Source organism: Kribbella swartbergensis (genome assembly GCF_054784135.1).
The window spans coordinates 222,367-238,464 of sequence record NZ_BAAGPM010000026.1 but is presented as its reverse complement, the minus strand read 5'-3'; the positions used below and the strand labels follow the sequence as shown (position 1 = coordinate 238,464).

The 16,098-nt window shown below is 69.2% G+C and carries 19 protein-coding genes and 2 tRNA genes; 7 read left to right on the top strand and 14 right to left on the bottom strand.

Going from position 1 to position 16,098, the window contains the following annotated elements:
• Positions 1 to 9 precede the first annotated feature (9 nt).
• Positions 10 to 681 carry a 2-phospho-L-lactate guanylyltransferase gene (gene cofC, locus ACYVOK_RS25210; RefSeq protein WP_460665007.1) on the top strand — a complete coding sequence of 224 codons (672 nt, stop codon included), beginning with the start codon at positions 10 to 12 and terminating at the stop codon, positions 679 to 681.
• Position 682: 1 nt separating this feature from the next.
• The gene (locus ACYVOK_RS25205) at positions 683 to 889 is read left to right on the top strand and encodes a hypothetical protein (RefSeq protein WP_460665006.1); all 207 of its coding nucleotides are present in this window, start codon (positions 683 to 685) and stop codon (positions 887 to 889) included.
• Between the two features lie 119 nt (positions 890 to 1,008).
• Here ACYVOK_RS25205 and ACYVOK_RS25200 read toward each other — a convergent pair whose 3' ends face one another.
• The 5 genes from ACYVOK_RS25200 to leuC all read right to left on the bottom strand — a co-directional run bounded on the left by ACYVOK_RS25200 (position 1,009) and on the right by leuC (position 5,516).
• Positions 1,009 to 1,557 carry an HU family DNA-binding protein gene (locus ACYVOK_RS25200; RefSeq protein ID WP_460665005.1) on the bottom strand — a complete coding sequence of 183 codons (549 nt, stop codon included), beginning with the start codon at positions 1,555 to 1,557 and terminating at the stop codon, positions 1,009 to 1,011.
• A 212-nt stretch (positions 1,558 to 1,769) separates the two neighbouring features.
• Positions 1,770 to 1,955, bottom strand: coding sequence for a hypothetical protein (locus tag ACYVOK_RS25195; protein WP_460665004.1), 186 nt, complete (start codon positions 1,953 to 1,955; stop codon positions 1,770 to 1,772).
• Positions 1,956 to 2,015: 60 nt separating this feature from the next.
• Positions 2,016 to 3,164: a magnesium/cobalt transporter CorA gene (corA, locus tag ACYVOK_RS25190; RefSeq protein ID WP_460665003.1), complete on the bottom strand. Its 1,149-nt coding sequence runs from the start codon at positions 3,162 to 3,164 to the stop codon at positions 2,016 to 2,018.
• A 303-nt stretch (positions 3,165 to 3,467) separates the two neighbouring features.
• Positions 3,468 to 4,067, bottom strand: a complete 600-nt coding sequence (leuD, locus tag ACYVOK_RS25185) for a 3-isopropylmalate dehydratase small subunit (protein ID WP_460665002.1) — start codon at positions 4,065 to 4,067, stop codon at positions 3,468 to 3,470.
• A gap of 18 nt (positions 4,068 to 4,085) precedes the next feature.
• Positions 4,086 to 5,516, bottom strand: coding sequence for a 3-isopropylmalate dehydratase large subunit (gene leuC / locus ACYVOK_RS25180; protein ID WP_460665001.1), 1,431 nt, complete (start codon positions 5,514 to 5,516; stop codon positions 4,086 to 4,088).
• A gap of 163 nt (positions 5,517 to 5,679) precedes the next feature.
• Between leuC and ACYVOK_RS25175 the strand changes: the two genes are divergently transcribed.
• Positions 5,680 to 6,399 (top strand): IclR family transcriptional regulator, encoded by a 720-nt coding sequence (locus ACYVOK_RS25175; protein ID WP_012922430.1) that lies wholly within the window; start codon positions 5,680 to 5,682, stop codon positions 6,397 to 6,399.
• Here ACYVOK_RS25175 and ACYVOK_RS25170 read toward each other — a convergent pair whose 3' ends face one another.
• The 6 genes from ACYVOK_RS25170 to ACYVOK_RS25145 form a co-directional block, all read right to left on the bottom strand.
• Positions 6,400 to 6,912 (bottom strand): 2'-5' RNA ligase family protein, encoded by a 513-nt coding sequence (locus tag ACYVOK_RS25170; RefSeq protein ID WP_460665000.1) that lies wholly within the window; start codon positions 6,910 to 6,912, stop codon positions 6,400 to 6,402.
• 41 nt (positions 6,913 to 6,953) lie between these two features.
• Positions 6,954 to 7,029, bottom strand: a tRNA-Glu gene (locus ACYVOK_RS25165).
• Between the two features lie 78 nt (positions 7,030 to 7,107).
• A tRNA-Gln gene (locus ACYVOK_RS25160) sits at positions 7,108 to 7,179 on the bottom strand.
• A gap of 133 nt (positions 7,180 to 7,312) precedes the next feature.
• Entirely contained in the window at positions 7,313 to 8,251 is a 939-nt protein-coding gene (locus tag ACYVOK_RS25155; RefSeq protein WP_460664999.1) for a lysostaphin resistance A-like protein, read from the bottom strand.
• A 6-nt stretch (positions 8,252 to 8,257) separates the two neighbouring features.
• Entirely contained in the window at positions 8,258 to 9,805 is a 1,548-nt protein-coding gene (gene gltX, locus ACYVOK_RS25150; protein ID WP_460664998.1) for a glutamate--tRNA ligase, read from the bottom strand.
• Positions 9,798 to 10,586, bottom strand: coding sequence for a fumarylacetoacetate hydrolase family protein (locus tag ACYVOK_RS25145; protein WP_460664997.1), 789 nt, complete (start codon positions 10,584 to 10,586; stop codon positions 9,798 to 9,800). The genes gltX and ACYVOK_RS25145 overlap by 8 nt, the downstream gene beginning before the upstream one ends.
• A 41-nt stretch (positions 10,587 to 10,627) precedes the next feature.
• Here ACYVOK_RS25145 and ACYVOK_RS25140 point away from each other — a divergent pair, with 41 nt between their 5' ends.
• From ACYVOK_RS25140 to ACYVOK_RS25130, 3 genes are read left to right on the top strand one after another with little or no spacing between them, the layout of a single operon-like run.
• Entirely contained in the window at positions 10,628 to 11,110 is a 483-nt protein-coding gene (locus ACYVOK_RS25140; protein WP_460664996.1) for a GNAT family N-acetyltransferase, read from the top strand.
• Positions 11,107 to 11,958 carry a 3-methyladenine DNA glycosylase gene (locus ACYVOK_RS25135; RefSeq protein WP_460664995.1) on the top strand — a complete coding sequence of 284 codons (852 nt, stop codon included), beginning with the start codon at positions 11,107 to 11,109 and terminating at the stop codon, positions 11,956 to 11,958. The genes ACYVOK_RS25140 and ACYVOK_RS25135 overlap by 4 nt, the downstream gene beginning before the upstream one ends.
• Before the next feature lie 9 nt (positions 11,959 to 11,967).
• Positions 11,968 to 12,165 (top strand): hypothetical protein, encoded by a 198-nt coding sequence (locus ACYVOK_RS25130; RefSeq protein ID WP_460664994.1) that lies wholly within the window; start codon positions 11,968 to 11,970, stop codon positions 12,163 to 12,165.
• A gap of 7 nt (positions 12,166 to 12,172) precedes the next feature.
• On the opposite strand, the gene ACYVOK_RS25125 is transcribed toward ACYVOK_RS25130, so the two are convergent.
• Genes ACYVOK_RS25125 through ACYVOK_RS25115 form a run of 3 tightly spaced genes read right to left on the bottom strand, consistent with a single transcriptional unit; the run spans position 12,173 to position 14,696 of the window.
• On the bottom strand, positions 12,173 to 13,291 hold the full coding sequence (locus tag ACYVOK_RS25125) for a hypothetical protein (RefSeq protein ID WP_460664993.1): 1,119 nt from the start codon (positions 13,289 to 13,291) through the stop codon (positions 12,173 to 12,175).
• Complete coding sequence (locus ACYVOK_RS25120) at positions 13,288 to 13,818, bottom strand: RNA polymerase sigma factor (protein WP_460664992.1); 531 nt, start codon at positions 13,816 to 13,818, stop codon at positions 13,288 to 13,290. The genes ACYVOK_RS25125 and ACYVOK_RS25120 overlap by 4 nt, the downstream gene beginning before the upstream one ends.
• Positions 13,819 to 13,868: 50 nt before the next feature.
• Positions 13,869 to 14,696 carry a class I SAM-dependent methyltransferase gene (locus tag ACYVOK_RS25115; RefSeq protein WP_460664991.1) on the bottom strand — a complete coding sequence of 276 codons (828 nt, stop codon included), beginning with the start codon at positions 14,694 to 14,696 and terminating at the stop codon, positions 13,869 to 13,871.
• Between the two features lie 107 nt (positions 14,697 to 14,803).
• On the opposite strand from ACYVOK_RS25115, the gene ACYVOK_RS25110 reads away from it, so the two are divergent.
• Positions 14,804 to 16,078, top strand: a complete 1,275-nt coding sequence (locus ACYVOK_RS25110; RefSeq protein WP_460664990.1) for a Fic family protein — start codon at positions 14,804 to 14,806, stop codon at positions 16,076 to 16,078.
• Positions 16,079 to 16,098 lie beyond the last annotated feature (20 nt).

Genomic DNA, 16,098 nt, shown 5'->3' with positions numbered 1-16,098 from the left:
TCCTGCCTGATGGCAGACCTACAGGTCGCTCCCTGGACCCTGGCGATCCCGGTGAAGCGTACGGCGATCGCGAAGAGCCGGCTCGCTGCGGCCTACCCTCAGCACCGACCGGAGCTCGCCCGCGCCTTCGCTGTCGACACTACTGCGGCAGCCCTCGCCTCTCCCCTGGTCCGCGCCGTTCTGGTCGTCACCGACGATCCGGTCGTCGCCGCGGACGTCACCGCGGTCGGTGCGCGGGTGGTGCCGGACCTCCCGGCCACCGGGCTCAACGAGGCCTTGCTCCACGGGGCCAGGATCGCCGCCGAGGAGTTCCCGGCCCACGGCGTCGTTGCGCTGTCGGCGGATCTGCCCGCGCTGCGGCCGGCCGAACTGACCGCCGTACTGGCTGCCTGTGTGGCGCCGCGGTCGTTCGTCGTCGACCTTCCCGGCACCGGTACGACATTGCTCGCAGCGGCACCCGGAGTCGCGCTGGATCCCCGCTTCGGCGTGGGATCCGCGCTGGCCCATCAGGTGTCGGGTGCGGTCCCGATCCAGCTTGCCGGGATCGAGTCGGTACGGCGTGACGTCGACACCGCGGCCGATCTCGCCCACGCCGTACAACTCGGGGTGGGTCCGGCGACCGCCGACGTGATGTCGCTGGTCCTCGGCGCCGCCACCGGCACCGAGGGTCTAGCCTGCTGACATGCAAGGAACCGTGAGCCGCTACGACACCGAGACCTTCTCCGGCGCGGTACTGACCGACCGGGGTGTCGAACTGCCCTTCACCGTGCACGCCGTCGCCGACACCCCGGTCCGGCATCTCCGCGTCGGACAGCGGGTCCGGCTCGAAACCACCGGTTCCGGTGAAGGACTGACCATCACCAAGGTCCACTTCGCCACCGAGCTCTGAAGGTTGCCGCAGGCCCCATGACGCGCCGCGCGGCAGCGCGGCAAGATGCACTAAGGCCGGTCGCCCCTGGAGTGGGGTGACCGGCCTTCGCTGATGGTGCGGTGCTGCAGTGCTGAAGGTCAGCGGGAAGCAGCGCGCTTCGCCGGGGCCTTCTTGGCGGCGGTCTTCTTGGCCGGCGCCTTCTTGGCGACAGTCGCCTTCTTCGCCGGTGCCTTCTTGGCAACGGACTTGGCCGGGGCCTTCTTGGCCGGGGCCTTCTTGGCGGTCGTCTTCTTCGCCGCGGCGGTCTTGGTCGCAGCGGCCTTGGCCGGAGCAGCCTTCTTCGCCGGGGCGGCCGCCTTGCTGGCGGTCGCGGCCGGCTTCGGCACGACCAGCTTCGGCAGCTTCTTCGCACCGGAGACAACGGCCTTCAGTTCCGCACCCGCGCGGAACTTCGGGACCACGGTCTTCTTGGCGCGCTTGGTCTCACCGGTCCGCGGGTTGCGCACGATGCGCGCGCCACGCTCGATGGCCTCGAAGGCACCGAAGCCGGTGATGGCGACCTTGCCGCCCTTCTTGGTCAGCTCGCGCTGGACGGTGTCGATCACCGACTCCAACGCGTGCTGGGCCTGGCGGCGGTTTCCGTCGAAGTGCACTGCGAGCGCTTCGACCAACTGGCTCTTGTTCACTGCTTCCCTCCGTGAACACTAGGCGTCGAGCACAGCGCTCGATCTCACGTGAACGTTATGGACTGAACCCGCCGTTCACAAACACCAACGCGGCAATTCGGCCTTGTTTTGGGCGATTCAGGCCACAATTTACCCCGATTCGCCCGTTCCGGGGTCTCCGCACGCCCCGGAATCCCTTCAGAGCAACGATCCGGTCCCCATCCGTGACCGGTTCAGCGACGCTTGCCGCGCAGTGACCGCAGGCCCGATCGAGCCGTGTCGAGGCCTCGGGTCACACCCGATTCGCCCTTCCTGGCCCGCAGTTCGTCACTGACTTTGCCCAGCAGGTAGTCCAGCAACGGCACGGCAATCGCCAGCACCACCCACAGGATCAACCGCCGGCGCAGGAACAACCACATGGTCCGCCTCCAAGATCGACAGGTGTCTGCACCCTAGTGCCCGGGACGGGCACCAACCATTCAGAGCCAGCCGCGCCGCTTGAAGATCTGGTGCAGGCCTCCACACACCAAGGCCATCAGGCCGATCGCGAACGGATAGCCGTACTGCCAGTGCAGTTCGGGCATGTGGTCGAAGTTCATCCCGTACACGGTGCCGATCAGGGTCGGGGCGAACAGGATCGCCGCCCACGCCGAGATCCGCTTCACCTCTTCGTTCTGCTCGCTGCTGGCGATCGTGAGGCTCTTCATCTCCTCGTTCTGCTGCTGGGCCACCAGCGTCGCGTTCACGGTCAGGATGTCGCGCAGCAGTTCGCGGAACCCGTCGACCTTCTCCACCACCTCGGTGACGTGGTCGGCCACGTCGCGCAGCGACCGCTGCAGTTCCTCGTCGACGCCGTACTTCTCGAACCCGCCGCGCAGCGCCTCGAGCATGCCGACCAACGGACGGGTCGCGCGCTGGAACTCGATCACCTCACGGGACAGTTCGTAGATGCGCCGCGACACCTTCGGGTCGCCGCGGAACACCTCGGTCTCGATCTCGTCGATGTCGTTCTCCAGGCCGGCCACCACCGGGGCGTAGCCGTCGACGACCTTGTCCATGATCGCGTAGAGCACCGCCTCGGTGCCGCGCTCGAGCAACTCGGGGTCGCGTTCGACCCGGCGCCGTACCGCCGCCAGGTTGGGGGCCTCGGCGTGCCGGACCGTCACTACGAAGTCCGGGCCGACGAACACGTGCACCTCGCCGAACTCGACCTCCTCGGTCGCGTCCCGGTAGCGGGCGGCCTTGAGGACCACGAACAGCGTGTCGCCGTACCGCTCGAGCTTCGGCCGCTGATGGGCCTGGATGGCGTCCTCGACAGCCAACTCGTGCAGGTCGAACTCCTCGGCCAGGGACGCGAGTTCGCGCCGGTCCGGCCGGTACAGGCCGATCCAGGCCAGGCTCCCCGGCGAGTTGTGCAGGACGCGATAGGTCTCGGCCAGCGACTCCGGCGACGCGACCCGGCGGCCGTCGCAGTAGATCGCACTGTCGACGACGCTGTGCCCGTTGGGCTTCGGGGTGGCGGATTCGCGGACCGGCTGCTCGACCGGCTGGGTGACGGCACGGCGGGCGGCGGCACGGATCGGGGTGCGGCTGAACGCACGGAGCGTGCGGGTGCGCAGGTCGGACATGAGTCCTCCAGATGCGTGGTGCGGGTGTGTATGGGCACACGTCTGCCCGACCCCCGCGGCCCGCGGCCGCATCAAGAGAAGGAGAAATCAGCCTCTCGAAGGTCGAGCGAGATCGGTATGTCTGGAGGGATCGCTGTTCATGAGCGCCTCACCTCCCGGATCTCGCAAGCCTTGTGCTGACAACCACGCAAGGGTAACACCGAAGTTATCGCCCCCGGTGTGCCTGGCGTTACGCCGAGGTTTCCACACAGAAATCCGGTGGCACGGCGGCGGCCGCCGTACCACCGGAGAGGAGAGAAGAAGTCAGGCCTTGGCCGGCAGGGTGGCCGGTTTGAAGCTCGGCCGGGTCGCCTCGTAGGCGGCGATGTCCGCCTCGTGCGACAAGGTGATGCCGACGTCGTCGAGACCGTTCAGCAGCCGGTAGCGGGTGTAGTCGTCGATGTCGAACGGCGCGACCAGGTCACCGGCCGAGATGGTCTTGTTCTCCAGGTCGACCGTGACCTTGGTGCCGGGGTCGGTCTCGATCGTGGTCCACAACTGCTCGACGACGTCTTGCTCCACCAGGGCGGCGAGCAGACCGGCCTTGCCCGAGTTGCCCCGGAAGATGTCGCCGAACCGCGACGACACCACGACCCGGAACCCGTAGTCGAGCAGCGCCCAGACCGCGTGCTCCCGGGACGACCCGGTGCCGAAGTCCGGCCCGGCGACGAGCACCGAGACCCCTTCGTACTCAGGCTGGTTCAGCACGAACGACGGGTCGTTGCGCCAGGCCGCGAACAGCCCGTCCTCGAATCCGGTCCGGGTGACCCGCTTCAGGTAGACGGCTGGGATGATCTGGTCGGTGTCGACGTTGCTGCGGCGCAGCGGGGCCGCCGTACCGATGTGCTGGGTGAAGGCATCCATGGTTCGGTTCCTCTGGTCTCAGACGTTCTCGGGTACCGCGACATCCAGGGGCGGCAGGTCCGCCGGGGCCGCGAGGGTTCCGGTCACGGCGGTCGCGGCGGCGACCAGCGGCGAGACCAGGTGCGTCCGGCCGCCCTTGCCCTGCCGGCCCTCGAAGTTCCGGTTCGACGTGGAGGCGCTGCGCTCTCCCGGCGCCAACTGGTCGGGGTTCATGCCCAGGCACATCGAGCAGCCCGCGCCGCGCCATTCGGCGCCCGCCTCCTTGAAGATCGTGTCGAGGCCCTCGGCCTCGGCCTGCAGCCGGACCCGGCCGGAGCCCGGGACCACCAGCATCCTGGTGCCCTCGGCAACCTTCCGGCCGGCCAGCACTCCGGCGGCGGCACGCAGGTCCTCGATCCGGCCGTTGGTGCAGGACCCCAGGAACACGGTGTCGATGCGGATGTCGCGCATCGGCGTCCCGGCGGTCAGGCCCATGTACTCCAGCGCCCGCTCGGCCGCGCGCTTGTCCACCTCGGTCTCGAAGTCGTCCGGCGACGGGACCTTCTCCGACAGCGGTACACCCTGGCCGGGGTTGGTGCCCCAGGTGACGAACGGGGCGATCTCCTCGGCGCGCAGCACGATCTCGCGGTCGAAGGTGGCGTCGGCGTCGGTGGCCAGGCTCTTCCAGTACTCGACCGCGGCTTCCCAGTCCACGCCCTGCGGCGCGTGCGGCTTGTCCTTCAGATACGCGAAGGTGGTCTCGTCCGGCGCGATCATGCCGGCCTTGGCGCCCCACTCGATCGACATGTTGCAGATCGTCATCCGGGCTTCCATGCTCAGCGCCCGGATCGCCTCGCCGCGGTACTCGACGATGTAGCCCTGGCCGCCGCCGGTGCCGACCTTCGCGATCAGCGCCAGCACCAGATCCTTGGCCGAGACACCGTCGGGCAGTACGCCGTCGACCGTGACGGCCATCGTCTTCGGCCGGGCCTGCATCAGCGTCTGGGTGGCCAGCACGTGCTCGACCTCGCTGGTTCCGATGCCGAAGGCAATCGCGCCGAACGCGCCGTGGGTGGAGGTGTGGCTGTCACCGCAGACCACGGTCATGCCGGGCTGGGTCAGGCCGAGCTGCGGGCCGATCACGTGCACGACGCCCTGGTCCGGGTCGCCCAGGGTGTGGATCCGGATGCCGAACTCCTCGGCGTTGCGGCGCAGCGTCTCCACCTGGGTCCGCGACACCGGGTCGGCGATCGGCTTGTCCACGTCGTACGTCGGGACGTTGTGGTCCTCGGTGGCGATGGTCAGGTCCGGACGCCGCACCTGCCGGCCGGCCAGCCGGAGGCCGTCGAACGCCTGCGGACTGGTCACCTCGTGCACCAGGTGGAGGTCGATGTAGAGGAGGTCGGGCTCTCCGTCGGCCTGGCGCACCACGTGCGCATCCCAGACCTTTTCCGACAACGTCCTACCCATCAGACTTCTCCTCCTCGAGTACTTTTCCACCCCACCGCCCCGGTCGGCCGTGTGATGAGGTGCCGTATCGCTCACAGTGCCCTCACTGCGTCGTTTCAGCGTGCTCCGCAATGAGTCTCAGAAGCGACTTGCGTTCCACGATTCGAGACGGCAATATCGTCTCATGGACAACTCTAGCGGAGTCGGCGTTCTCGACAAAGCAGCCCTCGTTCTGTCCGCGCTCGAGTCCGGGCCGGCGACGCTGGCCGGGCTGGTCGCGGCCACCGGTCTGGCCCGCCCGACCGCGCACCGGCTGGCTGTGGCCCTGGAGCACCACCGGCTGGTCGGCCGGGACATGCAGGGACGGTTCGTGCTCGGTCCGCGACTCAGCGAGTTGGCCTCCGCCGCGGGTGAGGACCGGCTGCTCGCGACAGCGGGCCCGGTGCTGGCGCGACTGCGTGACATCACGGGTGAATCGGCGCAGCTGTTCCGCCGGCAGGGTGAGTACCGGGTCTGTGTCGCGGCCGCCGAGCGTCCGTCCGGTCTGCGCGACACGGTGCCGGTCGGCAGCCAGCTGACCATGGCGGCCGGCTCCGCCGCCCAGATCCTGCTGGCGTGGGAGGACCCGGAGCGGATGCACCGCGGCCTCCACAACGCCACGTTCAACGCGGCCGCCCTGGCCGGCGTACGACGTCGTGGCTGGGCCCACTCGGTCGGCGAACGCGAACAGGGCGTGGCATCGGTGTCCGCACCGGTCCGCTCCCCCAGTGGCAAGGTGATCGCTGCCGTCTCCGTCTCCGGCCCGATCGAGCGCCTGTCCCGGCAGCCCGGCCGCATGCACGCACCCGCCGTCATGGCCGCCGCCGAACGCCTCTCCGAAGCCCTCCGCCGCGCCTCCGAGTAACTACAGCGGCCAGACCTGACCCGTGCCGCTGTCGATCAGGGCGGCATGGTCGGCGGTCGTCTCGAGCGGCAGTACGTCGTACACCGCCGCCGCGAGAATCGGCAACGCGACCAGTGGGACCCGTGGTGCGAGGGTGCAGTGCGGGACCCAGAGCCCTGGTTGGTAATGCCGGTGCAGGTCGGCACCGGTCGCCGTGATCGCCGAGACCACCTGTTCCTGACGTCGCAGGACCTCGGCGCCGACCGCCGGGACCAGCCAGGCCCGGCCGCGCCGGAACGTGCCGAGCGCGTCGAAGTACAAGCCGACCGGCCCGTCGGCCATCAGCGGCTGGACGGCCTTGATCACCTTCTCCTGGTCCCACTCTCGCAGCACCGCCAGCGACAGGTGCGGCACATGCCGCCCGTGCGTGTGCGACTTCAGCGTCGGTACGCCGAGATCCTCCAGCCGGTCCCACAGTCCGCGCAGGATCCGCTCCGAGCGCCGATCGAACAACAGACAGACGGCGAGTGCCATGAGAAGAGCCTCTCACCAAGTGGTGAGAGGCTCTCGTTCTCTGGTAGCCCCGACGGGATTCGAACCCGCGCTACCGCCTTGAGAGGGCGGCGTGCTAGGCCGCTACACAACGGGGCCAGAGGGTTGTCGTCCGGTCCTTGCGGGCCGGGCAACGAGGTTGAACTCTACCGATTTCCATCGGCTGGGTCCAATCCGCTGGGGTACTAGGACTCGAACCTAGACTAACTGAACCAGAATCAGTCGGGCTGCCAATTACCCCATACCCCAAAGGCATTTCACTGCTGCTGTGAGTTCGTCTCCGCCCTCACAACCTGGCCCGCTGAGCCTACCCGAGCAAGGGCCAGGATTCCAAAACGAGGTCCCGCCGACGGGTTGTCACTCCCGTCACACCAGCCCCGAATCAGTTCAGCCGCAGCCCGGGCAGCGGAGCGGCCGTCAGCGGCAGGTCGCACACCGCCGACAGCTTCGCCCGCCGCGCCAGCCACAACGCGACCAGGCCGAACGCGACGAACTTCGCCACGTCCACCGCGACCAGCGACCAGGGCGCGTCGTCGGCGCCGAGGCTTGCGCCCACGCTGTCGGTCAGCGCGGCGAACACGAACGTCACCACGTTGTTCGCCGCGTGCACCGCGATCGACGCCTCCAGCCCACCGGTCCGTACGACGAGGAAGCCGGCCACCACACCGAACGCGAACCGGTCGAGGAACAACGCCGGGCTCTCCCACGGCCAGATCCCGTGCGCCATCGTGAACAGCACGGTGGTGACGAGCACCGCCACCACCGAGCTCCGCACCAGCGCACCGACCGCCTGCAGCAGATACCCGCGGAAGAAGTACTCCTCCCCCGCCGCCTGGAACGTCGACGTGAGCAGAGTGACCGCGATCACTGCGGCCGCATCGGGCGCGATCCCGCCGTTCCCGTCACCCAGCAGCTCGACACCGCCGACCTTGATGACACCGAGCATCAGCAACTCGAGCAGTACGGCGGCCAGCGCGAACCAGCCCAGCGACCGCCACCGCAGCCGGCCGGCCACCGAGGACAACAGTCCCGGAGCCTGCCGGTTCAGCTTCTGCGCGACCAGCATGGCCAACGGGATCAGCACGATCAGCGACAGGTTCGTCGCCAGCAACCCGAACCAGGAGACGGTCCCCTCGGGGTCCTTCCGGATCAGCTGCTGGGCGGACAGGATGACCAGGCTGGCGACGATCCATCCGGCGAAGATCGTGAAGGCCCCGAGGATCACGTAACCGGTCGGGCTCACCGGGTTCCGCAGCAGCCGGTGGTACGGCTGTGGTCCTGCGTCGCCCCGGTCCGTCGCCGGCGTCACGTCGTACGGCATCAGCGTCTAGTCCGTCGGTAGAGAGGCGCGGGCCTGCTCGAGGCGGTGCAGCGACCTGTCCCGGCCGAGCAGTTCCAGCGACTCGAACAACGGCGGCGAGATCCGGCGCCCGGAGATCGCCACCCGGACCGGGCCGAACGCGTTCTTCGGCTTCAGCCCGAGCCCGTCGATCAGCGACGCCCGCAACGCGGCCTCGATCGCCTCGGTCGTCCACTCGACATCGGCCAGCGCCTTCACCGACGCCTCCAGTACGGCGCCCGCGTCGCCGGTGAGGACCTTCGCCGCCGCATCCGGGTCGATGGTGAACGCGTCCTCGTCGAGGAACAGGAATCCCAGCATGTCGACAGACTCCGACAGCGTGTTCATCCGCTCCTGCACCAGCGGTACGGCGGCGCGCAGTACCGCGAGCTGGTCGTCGGACGGCTCGGCCGGCAGCACCCCCTCCTTGGCCAGGAACGGGATCATCCGCTGGGCGAACTCCTCCGGGGCCAGCAGCCGCATGTGCGCGGCGTTGATCGCTTCGCACTTCTTCGGGTCGAACCGGGCCGCGTTCGCGTTCACCTTGCGGATGTCGAACGCTTCGATCATCTCCGCCATCGTGAACACGTCGCGGTCCTCGGCGATCGACCAGCCGAGCAGGGCGAGGTAGTTCAGCAGGCCCTCGGGCAGGAAGCCGCGTTCCATGTACTCGCCCAGTCCCGAGCCCGGGTCACGCTTGGACAGCTTCTTGTTTCCCTCGCCCATCACGAACGGCAGGTGGCCGAACCGCGGCGTCCGGCCGTTGCCGACGCCGATCTCGGCGAGCGCCTCGTAGAGCGCGATCTGCCGCGGCGTCGACGGGAGCAGGTCCTCGCCGCGCAGGACGTGGGTGATCTCCATCAGCGCGTCGTCGACCGGGTTCACCAGCGGGTAGAGCGGGTGACCGTTCGCCCGGACCAGGACGTAGTCGCCCAGGTTCTCGGGCAGGAAGGTGATCTCGCCGCGGACCAGGTCCTCGAACACGATCGGCCGGTCGGGCATCCGCAGCCGGACCACCGGCCGGCGGCCCTCCTCGACGTACGCCGTGACCTGCTCCTCGGTGAGGTTGCGGCAGTGGCCGTCGTACCCGCTGTGCTGCCCCGCGGTGCGCGCGGCCTCCCGGCGCTGGTCGAGCTCCTCCTGCGAGCAGTAGCAGTGGTACGCCTTGCCGGCCGCGAGAAGCTTCGCGACCACGTCGGCGTAGATGTCCATCCGCTCGGACTGCAGGTAGGGGCCGAATTCGCCGCCCTTCTCCGGACCCTCGTCCCAGTCGATGCCCAGCCAGCGCAGCGACGCCAGCGTGTAGGACAAGCCGTCCGGGGTGTTGCGGGCCACGTCGGTGTCCTCGACCCGCAGCACCAGCTTGCCACCGTAGTGCCGCGCGAACGCCCAGGCGAACAGCGCGGTCCGGATGTTGCCGACGTGCAGGTAGCCGGTCGGGCTCGGCGCGAACCGGAGACGCACCTGGGTCGGTTCGAGGCCGCCAAGAACGCCGCCGTCGTCGTCGAAGGAAGCAGCGGCAGGCCGGTCAGTCACGCACGATCACCTTGTTCGTCAGAGTTCCGATTCCTTCGATGCTGACCGACACCTCGTCGCCGGGCAGCATCGGGCCGACACCCGCCGGGGTGCCGGTGAGCACCACGTCGCCGGGCAGCAGCGTGGTGAAGGAGGTGATGTAGGCCAGCACCTCCGGGATGCCGAAGATGAACTGCGAGGTCCGCCCGTCCTGCTTCGGCTCGCCGTTCAGTTCGGTGGTGACCCGCAGGTCGGACACGTCGAGCTCGGTGCTGATCCACGGGCCGAGCGGGCAGAACGTGTCGTACCCCTTGGCCCGGGCCCACTGCCCGTCGCTCTGCTGCAGGTCGCGTGCGGTCACGTCGTTGGCCACCGTGTAGCCGAAGATCACCTCGTTGACCCGCTCCTTGGGCAGGTCGCGGCAGATCCGGCCGATCACGATCGCCAGCTCGCCCTCGAAGTGCAGGTTGTTGGTCTGCTCCGGGTACACGATGCCGTCGCGCGGGCCGATCACCGAGGTGTTCGGCTTCAGGAAGATCATCGGCTCGGCGGGCACCTCGTTGCCGAGCTCCTCGGCGTGCGCGGCGTAGTTGCGGCCCACGCAGACCACCTTGCTGCGCGGGATCACCGGTGCGAGCAGCCGGACGTCGGCCAATTGCAGCTTCTCCCCGGTGAACTGGACCGGCCGGTAGAGCGGGTCCGAGTCGAGTACGGAGACAGTGCCGACGAGCCCCTCGGGGTCGTCGGTCTCGACGACGCCGTACTTCGGTTCGTCGTCCACGGAGAATCTGGCGATACGCACGGCCCGAGCCTACCGTCGCGGCGGTTTGAGACAGTTATCCGGTGACGACTGAGATCCGGCTGGCCCGCGCGAGCGAGTACGACGCTGTCGGGGAGCTCACCGTGGAGGCGTACGCCCACGACGGTTTCGTGAAGGGCGACTACGCGATGACGCTGCGTGCTGCCGCGGACCGGGCGGCCAAGGCGGAGCTGTGGGTCGCGGCGGATGCCACCGGCCTGCTCGGTACCGTCACCTACTGCCCGCCCGGCTCGATCTACCGGGAGATCGGCCTGGACGACGAGGGCGAGTTCCGGATGCTGGCAGTGTCCGGGCGCGCACGCGGGCTGGGCGTCGGGACGGCGCTGACCGTCCGTTGCATCGAGCGGTCCCGCGAGCTCGGCCTGAACCGGCTCGTCATGAGCAGTGCGACGTACATGCGGTCCGCCCACCGGATCTACGAACGCCTGGGCTTCGTCCGGCGGCCGGACCGCGACTGGTCGCCGATCCCCGGTATCGACCTCTACGCCTTCGCCCTGGACCTGTGACGATCACGCTGAGCCCCGCCGAGTGGACGTCGTACGCCGACGCCCATCGTGCCCGCGTCGACAAGCTGGTCGCGGATCACCTCGATCGCCGGAAGCGCCGCGAGGCACACCCGGTCGAGGACTTCCTCTTCACCTACTACCCCACCCGCCCCAACCAGCTCCGCGTCTGGCATCCCGGACCTGGGGTGCGCCTGCTCGAGGCCACGGAGTACGCCGGGCGTCGCGGCTACACGTACGCCGACGGCGCCGCCTTCCTCGACCCGGCCGAGGTACGGCGGCGTGCCGAGAGCATCGCGTGGATCCGGCAGTTGCTGGCCGCGACCGCGGACCGTCAGCCGCAGTTCGGCTGCTTCGGGCTGCACGAATGGGCGATGGTCTACCGGACGAACGCCGTACGGCACGAGAAGTGGCCGTTGCGACTGGGTGCCGAGGGCACCGATCGGGTGGTCGAGTCGCACAAGGTCGCGTGCTCCCACTTCGACGCCTTCCGGTTCTTCACCGCACCGGCTCGCGGGCTGAACGTGCTGCAGCCGACCCGCGAGTCCCAGCCGTCGATGGAACAGGGCGGCTGCCTGCACGCGAACATGGACCTCTACAAATGGGCCTGCAAGCTGATGCCGTTCACGCCCAGCTCACTGCTCATGGACTGTTTCGAACTGGCGCGCGACATCCGCACCCTCGACATGCGCGCGTCGCCGTACGACCTGTCCGCCCTCGGCTACTTCCCCGTCCCGATCGAGACGCCGGCCGGCAAGGCGGAGTACGCCGCGGCCCAACGGGACTTCGCGGGTCGGGCCCGGCCGCTGCGGTTGCAGCTCGTCGCGTTGTGCGACGAGCTACTCGGCTAGGGTCGGCATATGGGGAAGATCGTCGCGATCGCAATCGGACTGCTGCTGGCCGTGTCCGGGGCGATCTTCACGTTCCAGGGGCTCGGCTACCTCGAAGGCAGCTCCATGACCGGCAGCAGCTTCTGGGCCGTCGTCGGCCCGATCATCGCCGCCGCCGGCGTCTCCCTCCTGTACGTCGCCATCCGCGGCCCCCAGCAACGCCGCTAGGGCACGTCTAGAAGCGGCGGGGTGGGTCGTCTCGCGTGGTGCGGTGGACGGTGACGAGGGCGTCGCCGTCGACGGTTGTGGGTGAGACGACGGTGTAGAGGGTGCGGCCGCCGGGGAAGTCGAAACGCTGGGCCGGGCCGGTGGTGCCGGTCGAGGCGCTCCGGACCGTCAGGCCTTCGACGGTCTTGTCGTCGGTGAGGTAGCTGAGGACCAGGCTCAGGCGCTCACGACCGGCGAAGGGGCGAGTGTCGTCGGTGCCCGTCGGCTGGACGCGGTCCGCGCCGCCGATCAGGTCCTCCGGTTGGGCCCGGTTGTCGTACGAACCGTCGTCGGCGGGCATGCTCGCGAACTGGTAGCCGCCCTTCGTCTGGAAGGCGTAGAGCGTGCGCTGGCGGAGCATGCCGGCCGGGTCGTAGTACGTGCGGTCGTCGACGAGGATCGGCGTACCGATGATCGGGGTCGCTGTGAGCTGCGCCGCCCGCGGATCGAGCGGCAGCGGGGATCGCGTGTGCCGGCCGAGCTGGATCGGATCCGGTGACGGATCCGCGGCCGGGCCCGAACACACCGTGCGCTTGCCGATCAGCCAACCGGTCCCGGCTCGGGTCAGTTCGGTCCGGGCGATACGTCGCCCGGCCGCGTCACCGTACTCGAGGACGCCGGTCTGCCCTTTCACCGTGATGTTGTACCGCGGTACGCCGTACTCGATCGCCTCCGTCGGCGCTTGACCAGGAGCGATCACGGCGCGGATCGGCTTGCCCGTCACCGAGTTCGTGCCTGGCGTGATGAGTGTCCGATGGCGGCAGGCCCAGTCGCCGATCGGTCCGGCGGCCGGCCCTGCCGCCGGCTCATTGGTCCGCGGCTTCGCCGGTGGTGTGCTCGTGGTCGCCGCGGGCTGTTCGTTGCCGTCGGCAATAACAGCGCCGACGGTGACGGTGACCAGAACGGTCGCGACCGAGGCAGCGGCCAGGTACGGCGCCAGTCGCCGGCGCCACGGCCTCGCGTGGACTGCCGGTCCCGCTCCGGCGGTGCGCTCGTGCACCGCGTTCCACAGGCGGTCGACGTCGACCCGAACCGCCGACGCGGCCCGGTCCAGTTCGGTCCTGAGTTGACGCTCGGTGTCGTTCATCGGTGATCCTCGAGTTCCGTGGCAAGCCGGGCCAGGCCGCGGCTGACGAGTGACTTGACGGTGCCGACGCGCACCCGCATGGCGGTCGCGATGTCGGCCAACGGCAGATCCAGCCAGTAGCGCAGTACCAGGGCCTCGCGCTGCCGAGGCGCCAGCCGATCGAGGGCCCGCATCAGGCCCAGGACGGACTCGTCGCGCTCGACCTGCTCGCTCGCGGGAGCCGCCGTGACGAGATGGACTGTCTTCCGGTCGGCGATTACCTTGCGGCGCTGCCGGCTCCGCACCTCGTTGACCACGATCCGGTTCAGGTACGCGATCACGTTCCCGATCCGGTGGTCGTCAGGTACGGCGTACAGGCGGCAGAACGCCTCCTGGACGACGTCCTCCGGATCCTCGGCTCCGAGCAGGTGCGCCAACCGCACCAGCCGGTCCGCGTGCGCCCGGAACAACACTTCGAACGGCGGATCGCCGGACGCCACCCCACCCGGATCGTCGGCGGCCACCAGGTCTCCCATCATCAGCCCCATACCTGAACGACGAACCCGTGGCCGAAAGGTTGAGTCGCCGGGGCCAACGTTCAGACGGGTCTGGTGGCCTTCAAGGCGAAGAGAAGTGGAATACGTGGTGCGTCGTCGGGGAGACGCCACCAGCCCTCAGGGGTTTGCTGCATGGCGGGCCAGCGCGGCCATTGCAGGACCTCGGACTCGCGCAGCGAGGTGATGGCCAGGCCGGTGGCGGCGAGGGTGGTGACGAGTTCGCCGAGGCCGTGCCGCCATTCGTAGCTGCGCTGGCGGCCGGGGACCTCGTCGCCGGTGTAGGTGACGGTCGAGTCGTGGGCGATCGGACCGCGGCCTTCGAGGTAGTCGGTGCGGATGGTCAGGTCGTCGGCTTCACCGGGGAGCGCGACCGGACGCAGTGCGTTGAGCAGCGGGTGGAACTCGACGATATACAGGACTCCACCGGGTTTGAGGAGCTCGCGGACGACCTTCGCCCACTGGTCGAGGTCAGGCAGATAGCAGAGCGCACCCTTGCCGGTGTAGACGATGTCGAACTGACGTCCCGGCAGCGCGTCCACCGCGTCGTACACATTGGCGTGCACGTACTCCACGTCCACCCCTGCTTCGGCCGCGATCCGCCGGGCCTGCTCCAGCGACCGCGCGGACAGATCCAGACCGGTCGTGCGCGCTCCCTGACGGGCGAACGCGATGGTCTCGGTCCCGAGGTGGCACTGCAGATGCAGTACGTCGCGCCCGTCGAGCGGACCGAGATCCTCCCACTCGTAGTCCGCGAACCAGAACTCCGCCGGCCGACTGTAGAAGTCGCTCGCCGCATGCAACGGCGCCCGGGCATCCCAGTCCGCCTCGTTCGCCGCCACCATCCGCAGTGCATCCGCATCCAGCGTCACCTGCCCAGCCTGCCAACCTGACGGGTCACGGTGGGTGGAGGGGCACAGTGCAGCAGTGTGCTCGTTCAAGGTTATGCGCTAACCTTGAACAGAGAAGGAGTGTGGTCATGGCGCGGGTGGAGCTACATCGGTGGCCCGGGCATCCGGACGGGTTCACCCGGGCGGAGCGGTTGGGCGGGTCGTACGAGCTGTACTTCCCGGATCCGTTGGCCGGGCGGACGTTCGACCTGAGCGACGAGGTGCTCGCCGCACTGGAGGATGCGGCCGGCGATCTCGGCCGCCTCGATGCGACTGCCGCCGTACTGACGAACAGCGAGGCGCTCGCACGACTGCTGCTCCGGGCCGAGGCCGTCGGGTCGTCCCAGATCGAAGGCCTGGTCGTCGGGGCGCGTCGGCTGCTGAAGGCCGAGGTACTGCGGGAGCGGCAGCGGGACGTGACCGCCGAGGAGGTGCTCGGCGCCGTCGACGCGATGACGTGGGCGACCGAGTCCGTGCAGGCCGGTGACAAACTCGAGGTCGAGCACCTGCTCGAGGCTCACCGGCGGCTGATGGCGCACTCGCCACATCCGGAGCTCGGCGGCGAGGTCCGGTACCTGCAGAACTGGATCGGCGGCCGCTCCCCCGCCGAGGCGTACTACGTCCCGCCGCCGGCTCAACTGGTCCCCGAACTCCTCGCCGACCTGATGGCCTTCGTCCGCGAATCTCCCCTGCCGGTGCTGGCGAAGACCGCGATCGCGCACGTGCAGTTCGAGACGATCCACCCCTTTGCCGACGGCAACGGCCGGACCGGTCGCGCGCTGATCCACCTGATCCTGCGCGCGGAGGGCCTGGTCCAGCGGACCGTCCCACCGGTGTCCCTGTCGCTGGCCACCCACGCGACGCAGTACGTCGAAGCGCTCACCGCCTTCAGGCACACGGGCAAGCCGACGAGTCCGCGCGCCCGGACGGCGGCCAACCAATGGCTGCTCATGTTCGCCGCCGCGTGCAGCCACGCGACCGCGGAGGCGGCCCGGTTCGAGCGGGCGGCGGCCGACCTCAAGGCCGCCTGGCGCGAGCGGGCCGCACCGGTCCGGGCCGGCTCGGCCGTGGAACTGCTGATCGAGACACTGCCCGCCGCGCCGGTGCTCACGCTGGCCGGCGCGGCCCGGCTGATCGACCGCTCGCAACAGGCCGCCAACCAGGCACTCGCCCGGCTGGTCGAGGCGCGCGTGCTGCGCGAGATCACCGACGGCCGCCGGAACAGGGTCTACGAGGCGCCTGAACTGATCGACGCCTTCACCCTGCTGGAACGACGTTTCGCCAGCCCGGCCGCCGACACCAGGATCGAGCCACCTACCAGACCAGTGCCACCGAGGCCAGAACCGACACACCGCGCACATTGACTTTCTCCTCCCGCTCGGGC